Source organism: Xanthobacter autotrophicus (genome assembly GCF_005871085.1).
GTDB classification, from domain to species: domain Bacteria; phylum Pseudomonadota; class Alphaproteobacteria; order Rhizobiales; family Xanthobacteraceae; genus Xanthobacter; species Xanthobacter autotrophicus.
Map to the genome: position 1 here is coordinate 14,464 of NZ_VAUP01000037.1, position 13,780 is coordinate 28,243.

Annotated in this window: 9 protein-coding genes; 4 read left to right on the forward strand and 5 right to left on the reverse strand. The window is 64.0% G+C overall.

The features are described from left to right. Window position 1: 1 nt before the first annotated feature. Window positions 2-901: a hypothetical protein gene (locus FBQ73_RS17835; protein ID WP_138400852.1), complete on the forward strand. Its 900-nt coding sequence runs from the start codon at window positions 2-4 to the stop codon at window positions 899-901. A gap of 289 nt (window positions 902-1,190) precedes the next feature. On the opposite strand, the gene FBQ73_RS17840 is transcribed toward FBQ73_RS17835, so the two are convergent. The 3 genes from FBQ73_RS17840 to FBQ73_RS17850 all read right to left on the reverse strand — a co-directional run bounded on the left by FBQ73_RS17840 (window position 1,191) and on the right by FBQ73_RS17850 (window position 4,189). Then, entirely contained in the window at window positions 1,191-2,369 is a 1,179-nt protein-coding gene (locus tag FBQ73_RS17840; RefSeq protein ID WP_138400853.1) for a T6SS phospholipase effector Tle1-like catalytic domain-containing protein, read from the reverse strand. A 265-nt stretch (window positions 2,370-2,634) separates the two neighbouring features. Further along, on the reverse strand, window positions 2,635-3,102 hold the full coding sequence (locus FBQ73_RS17845) for a hypothetical protein (protein WP_246089768.1): 468 nt from the start codon (window positions 3,100-3,102) through the stop codon (window positions 2,635-2,637). Window positions 3,103-3,133: 31 nt separating this feature from the next. Continuing rightward, on the reverse strand, window positions 3,134-4,189 hold the full coding sequence (locus FBQ73_RS17850; protein ID WP_138400855.1) for a helix-turn-helix domain-containing protein: 1,056 nt from the start codon (window positions 4,187-4,189) through the stop codon (window positions 3,134-3,136). Between the two features lie 149 nt (window positions 4,190-4,338). On the opposite strand from FBQ73_RS17850, the gene FBQ73_RS17855 reads away from it, so the two are divergent. From FBQ73_RS17855 to FBQ73_RS17865, 3 genes are read left to right on the forward strand one after another with little or no spacing between them, the layout of a single operon-like run. Further along, window positions 4,339-5,583: a nucleotidyltransferase domain-containing protein gene (locus tag FBQ73_RS17855; RefSeq protein WP_138400856.1), complete on the forward strand. Its 1,245-nt coding sequence runs from the start codon at window positions 4,339-4,341 to the stop codon at window positions 5,581-5,583. Continuing rightward, on the forward strand, window positions 5,583-6,035 hold the full coding sequence (locus FBQ73_RS17860) for a hypothetical protein (protein WP_246089769.1): 453 nt from the start codon (window positions 5,583-5,585) through the stop codon (window positions 6,033-6,035). Before FBQ73_RS17855 ends, FBQ73_RS17860 begins: the two co-directional genes overlap by 1 nt. Then, a complete protein-coding gene (locus FBQ73_RS17865; protein WP_138400857.1) occupies window positions 6,028-7,164 on the forward strand; it encodes an SAVED domain-containing protein in 1,137 nt (378 codons plus the stop codon). The genes FBQ73_RS17860 and FBQ73_RS17865 overlap by 8 nt, the downstream gene beginning before the upstream one ends. 393 nt (window positions 7,165-7,557) lie before the next feature. Here the strand turns inward: FBQ73_RS17865 and FBQ73_RS17870 are convergent, their stop codons facing one another. Continuing rightward, window positions 7,558-10,731 (reverse strand): UvrD-helicase domain-containing protein, encoded by a 3,174-nt coding sequence (locus FBQ73_RS17870; RefSeq protein ID WP_138400858.1) that lies wholly within the window; start codon window positions 10,729-10,731, stop codon window positions 7,558-7,560. After that, the gene (locus FBQ73_RS17875; protein WP_138400859.1) at window positions 10,728-13,655 is read right to left on the reverse strand and encodes a PD-(D/E)XK nuclease family protein; all 2,928 of its coding nucleotides are present in this window, start codon (window positions 13,653-13,655) and stop codon (window positions 10,728-10,730) included. The genes FBQ73_RS17870 and FBQ73_RS17875 overlap by 4 nt, the downstream gene beginning before the upstream one ends. Between the last annotated feature and the right edge of the window lie 125 nt (window positions 13,656-13,780).

The following is a 13,780-nucleotide window of genomic DNA, read 5'->3' on the forward strand; positions in this document are numbered from 1 at the left end:
CATGATTCGCCACGCGCTCGATCCGGATCAATTGCGTACCGATATCGAAAAGCAGGATGCGCGCTGGTTTGCAAAGGCCGCTACGCGTACAAGGAAGTTCGTAAGGCTCGGCGCGTTCGACGAGAATTCTTCGATATGGTCAACCGCCAAGCCAGCTTTCATGCTGCTACAACAGAACAAATGCGCCTTCTGCGAACGGCCGTTCACCGGGCCCGAAGAGAGCCGCATCGAGATGGATCTTGAGCACTATCGTCCGAAAAGTGCGGTCGCGATGTGGAAGCCGCCAGCGGGCGTCAGGCCTTATCCATCCCTGACGGGTGATGCTTCAGCGACGGGCTACTACTGGTTGGCCTACCAGACGGGAAACTATGCAGCGGCCTGCAAGATCTGCAATTCCGACCATAAGGGAGCTTATTTCCCGATTGCCGGAACGCGCTGTGGCGATCCGGACGATGCTGCAGCGCTGGCCGCCGAGCAACCCTATCTCGTCTATCCGATCGGCACTAGCGACGAGGATCCGGAAGATCTCATCACCTTTACCGGAACGGTTGCCCATCCGGTTGCTGCGGACGGTCCGCGGCACGCCCGCGGGGCACTTATCATCGACTTCTTCGGCCTCAATACGCGCGATCAATTGCATATCCAGCGCGCCGAGATCATTGAGCGCTTCGGCAAGGCCCTCATCGCCGTGGCAGACGGCCATGCCGAGGCGGCCGACCACAGCTATGTCGCGCAGATCCGGAACCCAATCATCCCGCATGCAGCCTGCCTCCGGGCGTTCAAGCGGCTCTGGGATGAGGACCAGCAGGGCGCTCGAAGACTATTTGACGCGTGCCGTAATATGCTAGCGACGCGATTGCTCGATCCAACTGCCGCGGGTTTGGGGGTAGGCATTCCTTGATGTTCGCAATTCTTCGCCCCGGCGAGGGCGATGAGGTCGGGGTTTCCGTGGCGGGACTGAGGTTGAAATTGTGGACGCGATCCATGATGGGCTATGCACCGCCTCGTCGTCAAAGGGGCGGCCTGGTCGGCCTCAACTGCTGATTACGGCCCCGGAGGGATGGGACCGTTCGGCCACAGAACAATGTGTCCCATGTCGTCCGCATCACCATCTACCCGCAGCGCGGCCGTTCGGCACTCCTGCATTCGGGGAGATCTAAGGGGCGGGCGCACCTTGCTTCCAAAGGCTTTCAGTCCTCTACCCCGAAGTCCGTCGGCATGTTGGGTGGCCAGTAACCTTTCGCCTGTTTTCGCAAAACAACGGAACGGTGCAGCAGTGCGCCTTCGGGGATCGTCCGCCGCTCGCCGAACGGAATGCTGATACCGAGCACCGAGGGGTGCTTCGACAAGGGCGGCTTCCTGCGCGGTATGATCTCCACAGGCTTCCAAGCCAGTGTGAGCGTCTCATGATCGTCCGCAAGCGGATCCGGGGCTATCTGATCTCCCCTGCTTCCCGTCCCATGCGCGATGGCGTTCACGCTCTGTGTGCGGAACAAGACATCCCTCTTCGCCGCCTCGCGTATCATCCAGGCCAGCGGCACCTTGGCGAGTGCGCTCTGCTCCTCCGGATATCCGCCACCGACATCCCCGTGTCCGCCGGCAAACCAGACCTCTTTGAAGTCTTGCGGCCTGGCAGCATCACGATTGAAGGGATTTCCCCAGAACTCCTGCCTAGGCTCCCAAAGCTGGGGCTGGAACATGGTTCGGCGCTCGTCGATCGCCACTGCGTGGAGCACGCTTTCGACACTCTTGTTGCGGCGCGTGAAGGCGTGTGACTTGAGCCGAGGGCGCCAACGTCCGCTCTCGATGACCGATGCGACGGTATCGAACAGTCCTAGCAGCCGGATGGGCGGACGGTCGGTGTCGAGCGTTCTTTCGAAAAGGCGGACCTCTTTGAAGCTGTTCGCCTCATGATCATCCCGCTCATCGACGCCCTTATAGGCACGATAGGCGTAGTCGAGCAGATTGAGGTTGTGGACCTTCATGATCCCGACCGCATGGATGAATCCGGCGAGTACACGCGCCGTGTATGCACCTCGACTGAACCCGAAGATCATGATCCGGTCACGCTCGCCTCGCTCGCCGTCTTCTGAAGGCTGGCGGGAGCTGTAGTTCTCGACGAGGAAGCGGTAGGCCTCCTTCACGTTGCTGTCGAGCCCCATGCCCGTCGCGAGCCCCCAAACTTCGCCTGCTTTGCTTGCTGTTCGGAACCAGGATCCGTCACCCCCAAACGTCCCCACGCCCGGGTCATAGTAGACGAGCTGGCTTTCGTCCTTTTTCATGGCCTGGTACAGCCGCAGGACATTCGTCCTGTCCTGCGAAATCTGGTTCGATGTTCCGTCCAGGAGAAGCACAATGTTCTTACGCATCCTGTCTTTTCCTATGTTGAGCGCATTGCATTTCCACTAATAATTTCACAATTAAAATTAAATACGATATCTGATCGCCGTTATAATATTTGAAAAATATTGTAGAATATCAACCTCAAATCCTATCTTTTTTCCGATAGTTTTGTCAATAAAAATGCTGATTTGTCGCGAGCGTGACAAAATTTTGCTGGTTTACGACGTGAGAACTCAATTTTAGCCTTGATGAATTAGCTTCGGATGCGAGCGTTGAACATCGTCGATGGCGTTATATGACTAAATAGCGCCTTAGGCGAAGGTCCACCTCGCGCCGCGGCAAGCGACAGCGCGGATGTGCTGCGGTCTTCGACAGGCATGCGTGGAGCGTTACCGAGTCGCACAGGCCAGCGGTCTCTATGCGGTCAATGATCCAAAGAACCCCATGGACGGCGAGCCCTTCGGCTTCGGCAACCGCGCGTAGTACACTGTCGCCCGTCAGAAGCGTCCATTGCCTCCCTTGAGCCAGGGCGAAGGCGAATGTGTCCGCGACCGAAAGCCGTCGATCAATTCTGCCCAATTGTGTCGCGCGCCGGACCTCGCCTCCCTCTAGGGACTCGATGACAATTCCGAGCGCGCGCAGTCTTTCGCCGAACTCGACATCGAGTTCGCGCTCGAACAGGAGATCGGGAACCACAAGGCTGTCCTGGAGCCCGAATGCTGCGTCGAGTAGGTCGCCACGGTCAAGATCGATGATCACCGAGGTGTCAGACACCAAGAACGGCATGGTCTCACATGGCCTCGGCCAAACGCTGATCGAGCGCCTTCAAGGTGATGCCGAGCATCTCGGCCGCACGACTCTCGCCGATCACCCCTTCAGCTAACGCACGATAGCATAGCCGTTCGAAGCGCTTTGGCTCTTCATAGCTCGCCTCGATGCAGGCCGGCTCTGCGAACGGCTCCTTGCGCCACCCACGCTTGGTGAACTCTTTGAAGAGCTCGGAAAAGGCATTCTTCCCGATAATGCCGAGATCATGGCAGCGAAATGCGATCGCCTGGACGCTGACGCCGAACCGCTGCTTGAGCGCGACCAGTTCACCAATACTGATCGCAGAGCGCTGCGCGCCGACCTCGGCGCGCACGACATCGGCCGGCATCAGGAATGCGCCGGCAAAGCGATGTGCCGCGCGTTCCTCGTCGACCCCTGCTGCGGGCAACATCACCATGTGACCGAGTTCATGCGCAAGCGTGAAACGCTTGCGCTCCGCCCAGATATTCTTGCGCACAACGATCACGCGCGCCGCGTCGCGCCCCTTCCGCATGACCCGTGCGGCCAGACCGTCGATGTCATCGAGGTCGATAGAGAGCACCTTGACGCCGCGCTCTTCTAGCAGCTCAGCGAGCTTGGGTACCGGATCATGGCCCAGGCCCCATTCCTCGCGAACCGAGCGAGCTGCATCTTCGGCGTCGCGCATGTCATATACTGGATAAGGCGCGCTGCGCGGCTGCTCCCACTCGACGCTTTTGAGCCCGAGCAAATCCTCGATTGCCAGGTAGCGCTCGAGCAGTTGCAGCGTCTGCGCTTCAATCGTCGCCTCTTCCTTGGCGCTGCGCTTCTTTCGGAAATCGACCCCTTCCAGCGTCAGTTCCTCGTCGCTGAGCAGATAGGACTCGCTGACCCCAAGCGCGGACGCGAGCGCCATCAGCGCGCGCGAGCCCGGCATGTCCTCGTTGCGCTCATATTTTCCGATCGCCTGGGCACTGACGATGTTGCCCATGCGCTCGGCGAGCTCTCGCAGCGACATCCCTGCGGATGCCCGCGCAAGCTTCAGTCTCGTGCCGATCATGGCCTGACTACCTTTCGCGCTATCGGTTTACAAAAATCAATATAATGGAAATTTTGTAAACCAAAGACCCTTGAAATACCCATAGGGAAGCCCCAGATGCGGACTTCGTGGTGGCATCATAACGCAATTTTGTAAACTGGAGTTTCGCAATGGCCTCAAATATGTTTCGCGGCGATGGACGGCCGCAAGACCCCTTTGGCGACCCGCTTGATGCGATCCTTGCCGAGATCGCGATCAATCTCCAGTTGCCGCCCGGCCTCCACGCCAAGGCGGTCGGTCGCTATGAGGCGGTTTGCCGACATATCGATCGCCCCGGCAGCCCGCTCGAAGGGCGCGTGTCCAGCCTCTACCCGCAGGGGTCGATGGCCATCGACGCGACGATTTCGACCCGCGGCACCGACGATGAATATGATCTTGACGCCGTCGCCGAGATCATCGGCGGCAATGAGGGGCCGGAGGAACTGCTCGACCTCCTCGAAGCCGCGCTGGAGGGCTATCCGATTTCGCGGATCGAGCGGAAGACCCGCTGCATCACCCTCTATTATGCCGATGGCATGCACCTCGACGTGACGCCGGCCCGTCGCTTCGCGCCCAAAGAAAAGGAAGGCGCAATCGCCCATGCCAAGAAGGGGCGGCCGCAAGAACATCGCTATGTGCCGATGAACGCCTACGGTTTTTGCGTGTGGTATAATAATAAGGCGCCGGCCGAAAAGCGCTTCGCTCTTGCGCTCAACCATCAACTCTATGCCAGTCACGGGCTCGTCTTCGACGCCGCCGAGGTCGAGGAGGTACCTGAGCAGACGCCGCTCCTCATCAAAAGCGTCACCACTGTCGCGCTCCAGCTTATCAAGCGCCATCGTAACATCCTTTACGCCGATACCTCGGACCGCATGCCGCCTTCGGTCGTGCTGTCCTGCCACGCCGGCCACGCGGCGGTGCCGGGTATGGGCCTCACAGACATGGTCATGCGCCAGGCGCGCTGGACGGCGCGGGCTATTGATCAGGCGGCGCGGCAGAACAAGCTGCTCGACGTGCCCAATCCCGAATTTCACCAGGAACGCTTCACCGATCGCTGGCCGGAGAATCAAACCCAGCAGCAGCACTACGCGCGAGCGTTGAACGCGTTGGCAGATGGGCTCCAGGCCGCCCGCGAACGCGGCGTCCAACTGGAGGATCTCCAGGAATGGCTGCGCGAGCAGTTCGGTCAGCGCGTGGTCTCGCGCTCGATCGAGACCTTCAACAAGCGGCTCGGTCAGCAGGTGCAGGCGCGCCAGCATGGCTATACCCGCAAGGGCGGTCTCTTCACTCCGGCGGCGCCCGCAATCATCACCGGTACCAGCGCGTTAGCGCCGGTGGCGGCGCGCGCACATACCAATATGGGCGAGCGCCGCTGATGATGGTCCATAGCATCGACGCGCAGATCCAAGCGATGCGGACGATCTGGCCCGAGCTGGCGCTGGTCGCGCGCAATGCCGAGGCCGCCGCATGGAAGGGGCCGGTTTGCCCGCTCCTCCAGACCTACCGCGTCGGCATCCTCTATCGGGCGCCGATGCTAGTCGAAAATCTCGACTCGCGCCGACTGCAGCCGCGCGTCTCGATCCTCGCGCCCGCACTTCGGCCGCGACCGGGCGATCCCGAGGGACGGTTGCCTCATGTCTATTATGGGCCGGACGGCGAAGTGACGCTCTGCCTCCTCGATCCCGATGCGGGTGACTGGTCGCCAGCGGATCTAATCGCCGAGACGACGGTGCCTTGGACCATCGAATGGCTCGCGGCCTATGAGGGGTGGCGCGCCACCGGCAAGTGGACCGCGAGCGGCCGCCATGTGGAGACCGCCAATGGCTAAGAGCAAAATCCCTCAGAAGGTGCAATCGGCGCTTTGGGCGCGCGCCGCCGGGCGCTGCCAGTATCGCGGCTGCAATCAGGATCTCGTCGGCGACCTGATCTCCGGCAATGAGGACGCGTTGTTCGGCTTCATCGCGCATATCGTCGGCGACAGCGCTGAGGGGCCGCGCGGGCATCCGGTTCGCTCGCCGCAGCTTGCCAAGAGCCTCGATAATCTGATGCTGATGTGCGCTGTCCATCACAAGCTGATCGACGTCGACGGTCTCGCTGATCATCCCGAGCCGCTACTGCTCGGTATGAAGGCCAAACATGAAGCGCGCGTCGCGCTGCTTGCCGGCATCGACGAGGACCGCGCGTCCCATGTCCTGCGCTTCGGCGCCAGCATAGGCGCGAACGAAGCCCTGGTCTCGACGCGCGCGATCTTCTCCGCGATGCCGCCCGATCATCATCCGGCAAGCGCCCAGACCATCGACCTTGAGATGACGGGCCATGCCTTCGCCGACAGCGATCCGGTCTTCTGGGCGATGCAGCAGGCCAATCTTCAACGTAATTTCGCCAAGCGTGTCGGTGGACGGATCGAGCACCAGGAAATCCGCCATCTGAGTGTCTTTGCTCTCGCCCCTCAACCCCTTCTGATCGAACTCGGCCGACTACTGTGCGACATCGTCCCCATGGTCGTCCATCAGCGGCACCGTGAGCCTTCGACCTGGGACTGGCAGCGCGATTGCGAAGCCGTGCGTTATCAGACGGGCGAGCCCGCAGCGGACCGAGTCGGCGCGGTCGCACTGAAGCTCGGCGTCAGTGCGACTATCACCGATGACCGGATTGAGCGGGTGCTCGGGCAAGATACGGCGATCTGGAGCCTCTGCGCCGAGGCACCCCATAATGATATCATCCGGTGCCCCGAGGATCAGGCGGCCTATCGTAAGGCGCTCCGCGGGCTGTTCGACGCGATCAAAGCACGCCACGGTTACGGCGTGCCTATCCATATCTTCCCGGCTTTGCCGGCATCGCTGGCGGTGGAAACCGGCCGGGTGTGGATGCCCAAAGCTGATCCAGAACTCAAAATCTACGATCAGCAGCGAGAAAATGGTTTCGTTTACGCGCTTACGATAGGAAAATCCGGTTAGATACACGTATTTAAAGCGTGAGGATTGAGAGTTGTTATTGTAAGTAAGATGAGTAATATATGTATTCGCTCCTCGATAACGCAACTGATAGGCATGTTCTTGGCCTAGATCTGAGGCTTTGCGCCGGCAGTTCAAGGCGGATTGCCGGTGCCGCTGACCCTAAGGCGAAGTTCGAGGCGTCCGTTTTTGGGCATTCGCCCGCTTGCCTGGTACGTCGAGGATGGGGCCGGGACCGGACTGGCAGGTTTCGATCGTCGATCGGGGCGTAACGGACATTTCTTCGAGGCGGTGGAGTCCAGGACCAGGCTCGTCTCTGTCGGACGGCGAAACTGGGAAGGTACCACCCCCCAACTCGCGAAGACGAAGCGAGGAACATGCAGCCGCAGGAGGGTCCTAGACCGCTTCGGCGGCCACGAGTGCGATCTTGATCATCAGCCCCGCGATTGGCTGGTGTATCCAGTAGTCGCGGCACTCTCGCGCGGCGCCTTGGCGAAGCGCGCGAGCGTAGAGATCCACCTGACCACCGAACGCGTTCAGCCGCTCGTCGTCAAAGGCCATCGCCCCTGGGAAGCTCTTGTGATCGATCACGGCAAAGCCGTAGCCGTCGTCGATCAGCAGATCGATCCTGCCGGAGATGACCTGAAGGTTCTCCGCCGCGTGAACCGGCCACTCCCGCATCCGGGCGGAGCCGCCGTAGCGCTGATCCAGAAACGCGTGCAGTCGGTCTGCGGCCTCGACCAGGTCGCCCGGCGCGAGCTGTGGCGCGCCCCACCTGCGCAGCATGTCGCCGGCGAGGGCCAGCCGAGCCGATACCGGGCGGACGGGATCGTCGAAGGCGAAGAAGCGGTGGAAAGCCTCGCCGACTGCCTGCAGGTCAGGATCGCCAACCAGAGTGATGCGCGGCCCCAGCTGCACCGTCTCGGCCACGCGAACCGTGCCGGAGAACGTGCGGGCGCTCGGTCGCAGCCTGAGCGGGGGATGCAGCTGCCTGACCGCGGCCGGACGTGCGAACTCCAGCGCTGGTTCCCTTGCCTCCGCGTCCAGCCTCGGCGGAGGCGGCCGTAGTGCGAAGGTCTGGTCATTGATGGCCAGTGGATCGCTGGGCAGTCTGATGAGGGGCTGTCCGTCGTCCGTAGCCAGCTCGTTCAACCAGTCGGTCTTACCGGTAGTCGTAAGCGCGAGATGGTCGCGGGCGCGCGTCATGCCGACGTAGAGCAGGCGGGTTCTCTCCAGCTTTTCCTCTTTAAGGGTCCGCTCGCCCTCAGGGCTGAGCGCGGCCGCCTGATCCAAGCCGACGTCCTTGGCTTGAGCGCCGTACGGCCAAGGCCAGTAGCGGAGCACCCGTCCGGCCAGTGGGTCGCGCCAGTCCGGCTTGTCGAGTTCCTCGGCGTAGACGCCGAAAGGGTTGCCCTTCGCCTCGTGCTCGAGTCCGGTGAGCACCACGATCGGCCACTCCAGACCCTTGGAGCCATGGTAGGTGAGGAGGTTGACCGCCTCAGGATGACGGCTCTGAGGCTGCGCCAGCGCGTCTCGGGTGGCGAGCCATTCGCACGCGCCGGCGAGAGTGGCGGCCTGCCGTTCCGACCGCTGCTCCTCCTGGTAACCGTCCAGGAGCGAACGCACGGCCTCGAGATTGGCGAGACGCTGCTCCGCAAGTCCCCAGCGGGCGACGGTGGCCAGCATGCCTTCAACGTGGAGGACGCCGTCGAATATCTCCCCCGGGGTGAGCTGCGGCGCAAGTGATCGAAGGTCCTTCAACTCCTGCGTGAACGGGACGCAGGCTTCGAGAGCCTCCACGTTGTGCTGCTCGAAGGCGGCGCCAAGCCAGCCGTCGTCGTCACAGGAAAGTCGGACGACTTCGGCGAGCGCCAGGCTGTCGGTCGGATCCGCGACCCAGCGCAGCGCCGCTAGGGCGAGTTCCACCTCGGCCTGGTCGAGCAGCCCGCTCCGCTCGACCGCCACCCTTATGTCGCGCCGCGACAGCGCCGACGCCAGCTGAAGCACCTGGTCGTTCGATCGGCAGAGAACCGCGACGTCCCCGCCTCTCGCAGGCCGCGCCGGTCCCGTCTTCGGCTGGATCTGCCAGCCGGGGCCGTCAGCGAGGAGACCGGCGATTTGGCTTGCCAGGTCCTCCGTCCGAAGGTCCTTGTTCGATCCGGCAAGCTTCCACACCGATAGCGGCGGGAGGTCACCGTCCGCCTCCGCACGGTCGTAATCGGCGAAGGTGATCTCCTCCGGACGCATGCCGGTGCGGCGGAAGTTCGGCTCGAACGAGGCGTTCACCAATGCGCCCAGAGCCGGCCGCGTCCTGTAGGACTTGCGCAGGAATTCGAAGGTACCGCCGGTGTCGGTCGTGATCGCCTGGGCCGCGGCCTGGGTGAGCGCGGGGTCCGCGTCGCGGAACCCGTAGATGGACTGCTTCGGATCGCCGACCCAGGCGTTCACCGGTGCGATGCTGGCGAGCGCCGAGAAGATGGCGATTTGAATCGGACTGGAGTCCTGATACTCGTCGACGAACACGGCGCCGATCAGCTCGCCGAGGCGGGCGTGGTTGGACGGATTGCGCAGGATCTCGAGGGCGAGCATTTCCTGGTCGACGAAGTCAACGAGTCCGCGCGCGTGCTTGAAGGCGGCGTAGTCGGCGAGGCACTGCGCCGCGCACTCGAGTTGCATCCTGATGAAGGTCTCGATGTCGGCGCGCAGGCGCGGGTGGCGCGCGTGCGCGGCCGCCGCCGCGATCACGTCAGTGAACAACTCCGCGTCGGCCTTGGTCGCGCCCAACTTCGACAGCCGCGCCCATTCGACCCAGGGGAGGTGCTCGCCGCGCTGTAACCGCGCCGCCGCCGCTTCCACGCAGGGCACGTCCTTCTTGAGCGTGCCCTGCTTGAGGCTGGCCCGCCGCGGTTCGATCGCGGCCAAGCATTCGAAGACTGCGTCGGCGAGTGCGGCGTCGAGCGTCTCGGTCGTTTCGCCTGGAGCGGCCATCGGCAGGAGCTGCGTCAGGCTCGCCACGGAGTGATCGGCGGAGGCGCCGATACGCTCCGGACCGATGCCGTTCGAGCGGGCGAGGTCGACGATCCGGCGAAGATGATCCTGCCAACCATCGATGAGGCGGCCGTGCATGAAGAAGCCCTGCGCCTGCAGGTCGAACCGCTCCGCGATCTGCTGCAAGGTCGGGGCGTAGCCCGACATTGCGGGGCCGATCGCCCGCGCAAAGACGGCCTTCTGCCGGTCCTCGGGGATAACCTCGGCGACGGGGGACCGGCCGAGCTCGAATGCAAATTCCGAGATGAGCGAGCCGCAAACGCTGTTCACCGTTCCGATCCGCGCAGCGAGCATCGCGGCCGCGAGGTCGGGCCGGTCGCCTTTGATCAGCTGCGAGCGGATGCGGCCCGCGAGCTCCGCCGCCGCTTTCTTGGTGAAGGTAGTGGCGAGCAGCCGGTGCGGGACGAGCCCCGTGCCTACCGCCGACCTGATCCGCTCGACCAGCGTGTAGGTCTTGCCGGTGCCCGCCGACGCGATGATGGTGTCGACGCGTTTGTGGATAATGCCAGTCACCTGGTTCATGCCAGCCCCCTCACGCGGCAGAGCGTCTGATAGTCGCACCACTTGCAATTCGCTTCGAGCACGATTGGAAGATCGGCCGGCAAGTGCTCTTCGTGGCCCTCCACGCCGCAGGCGATGAGCTGGCCCGCCTCGGCGCGGTCGGCCAGTTTGCGCCAGCTCTCGCGGACTGCTGCCCAAGTAGCGGGGAAGCCCCGCGCGCCTTCCACCGCACGCCCGATGAGGCCGCCCTCCACGAGCGTCGCGAATTGACGTTGGTTGAGGAGAAAGTAGCCGGCGCGGTAGGGCCCGTCGCCGGCCGTCATCGCCCCGTAGGTGGCGAGCTGGACGGCGTTGCCCTGCTCCAGTTCCTCCCGGCGCTTCTTGTCGTTGCGGGTCCACTTCAGGTCGATGATCACGTGCTGGCCGTTCTTGTCGCGCGCGATCAGGTCGACCGCACCGCGCACCGACAGCGCGTTCTCGAAAGTGGCGCTGACCTGCTTCTCCGCCTCCTCGATGGTCAGTTCGTTGACCACAACCGTCCGCGCCAGTTCGGCCATCGCCGCAGGGAGGCGGGCGCGCGCTTCGGCCAGCTGGGCCGCGAGCTCCGGGAGGCGGAGCGGCGCAGCGATTTGATCGATGAGGTAGTCCAGCAGTTCCCCGGCACGCTCCTTGGCGGCCTCGGCGGACGGAGGGTCACCGGGAACGAAAATTTCCTGCGCCAGTGCGTGCGCGAGATTGCCGAGCAGCTGATTGGCGTCGGGGATCGAGCGGACCCGGCCGGGTCGCAGCCGTGCGACGTGCTTGAGCGCCCATTTGAGGTGGCAGCCGAGTCCCGCCTCGAAGGAAGTGGCCGAATGGATCAAGCCCTCTAGTCGCTCCCTATATCCGGCCGGGGCGGGCCAAACCGGGCGTGATTGCGGCAGCGGCGCGACGCGCACCGCTTCCCGCCGGAGCTCAACACCACCCACCGTGATGGTGGGCGCCGCCAATGCGTCTTCGATCCGGACGCACGAGGCGAGCTTCTCGGTCGCCGGCGCAAGTCGGTGCGCCAGCGGGTGCAGAGCTTCGTCGTCGCCGGAGTCGAGACCGCCGGCGACGAGGAGTAGATTGCCCCGCGCATGGAGCACGGCCCGCTCCCAAGAGGCGCTCGCGGCCCGACCGACGAGCCTGACGTCGTCGACCGGGCAGCCTTTGTCGGCGAGTTCCTGCCGTTCTGCATCCGTCCAGGGTTGTCGCTGAAGACCCTCCTGCGTGGTCCGGAAGTTCCACCAGACCACCGTCTCCGCCGGCGCCCACAGGCTCCCGGGTTGCGGCACGCACCGCCACTTCGCAGCTTCCGCCGCGGCCGCCGGATTGTCCTGGCCGATGTCGAGCGCCTGATCGATAATACGTTCGACGAGCGTCCGCGGCAGAACTTCGTGCGCGAGCTTGACGAGCGCGACGCGGACGTCGCTGGCGAGTGCTACCGTGGCGGCGTAGAGTTGATCGCCGTCAATCGCGTGCCGCGCGCCCGCCCAGGCTATCGTCCGGTCGCATGCGGCGAGCGCCGCCGTGAGCGGCATGCCGGCGTTGGGATCGGCCGGCTCAGGTTCGACCCATTCAAGCCAGCGTTCGAGGTGCGCGTGCGCCTTCTTGAGCTTGGCCGGATCGCCGTGGGCATCCGCCAGTTCCGCTTCGCCGATTTCGGCCCATGCGTCCCGCCAGACGGTGCTGCCGCGCCCCGGCGCTTCCTCGAGCGCGGCCGCGAGCCGTCGGGCCACACGGGGCGCGATCGGCGACGTCGGGAAGGCGAGCAGCTCCATCAGCGCGCGCGGATCGAAGGGCGTCCATGCAATCTTGAACGCGAGCAGGAGGATTTGGAGTGACCCGCGGTGCGCCGAGGCGCGGCTGCGTCCCGCACGCGGCTGACCGGCAGCGCAGAGGCCGTGGTCGAGAAGGTGAGTATCGGCATTCTGGGCGATCAGGACGGCCTCGCGATCACCGCGCTCGGCGAACCACTGACCCGTAACCTCCGCCGCCAGCGCCCCGCTTGCAGAGGTCGCGATGGTCACCGTTCCATCCGGCTCACCGTCAAGGGGGCCTCCACCCATCATCCAGCGCTGCAGACGCCCTAGGGCGGTGCCGTCCGGCGCCGCCGGCGCAAGTGGAACCTGCTCCACTGCGACGCCGCACAACTCCAGCCGATCGAGCAGGCGCCGCCACCCCGCGGGATGAACGTCCCTCGGGTCTATCAGTCGAATCCGCCGGATTGGCAACGCCGGTCCAGCGGCGAGGTCCTCCACCAGAGCACCCACCCGATCGGCGAGGCCGGGCGGCAGGACGGCGCCTGCCTCATCCGCCGCCGCGAGGTCCGCGAGGCGCGGATTGGTCCAACCGGCGGCGGGATCCCAGCCGGCGTCGACCAGCTCATCACGCCAGCGCAGCAGTGTGCGGGCGGTCGCCCACCCGTCCACCTTGAGCGACTTGGTCCAGAAGCGGGACGGGCCGTCCAATTTCTCGAGCGCAGCCTCGAATGCGGCGATGCGCACCACGTTGGGGGTCGAAGGAGCGCCGAGCCCGCGGGCGGTCTCTAGTATCTCGACGAAGCCGTTGGGGCCTACCACCGGCGCGCCCGAGGCGGCCGAGCCGGTTCCGCCGTGCTCAGGCCAAGCTCCCGCGTCGGCATGAAGCCCGAAAACGATGTCCATCATTCCGCCCCTCCCGCCTTCCGCTATTTCCTGCACGCCCATTAAGCCCAACCGAGCTGCTGGTGATGATCTGCCGTGCTCGAAGCCCCTTGAAAAGACCACCAATAGTTGCGGAAACTCGTCGCCAAGTGAAAGGTCCGCGATGCCCGGAAGGTAGCAGACGTTCAGATACTCGCGCGTGTCGACGTCGGCCTCGTGCAGCGGCATGCGCGCCGCGTAGCCGGTCTCCCGCACGTGCGGACGCCTGTCGAGATCCAAACCGTCTCGCGTGTGACGGCATTGTAGAGCACGGTGTTGTCGACCAGTATCCTGACCTTGCCCGTCGACCCAAGGCGCGAGCGGGCAAGGGCGGTGGACATCTCGACCATGCAGTCGACGACGCG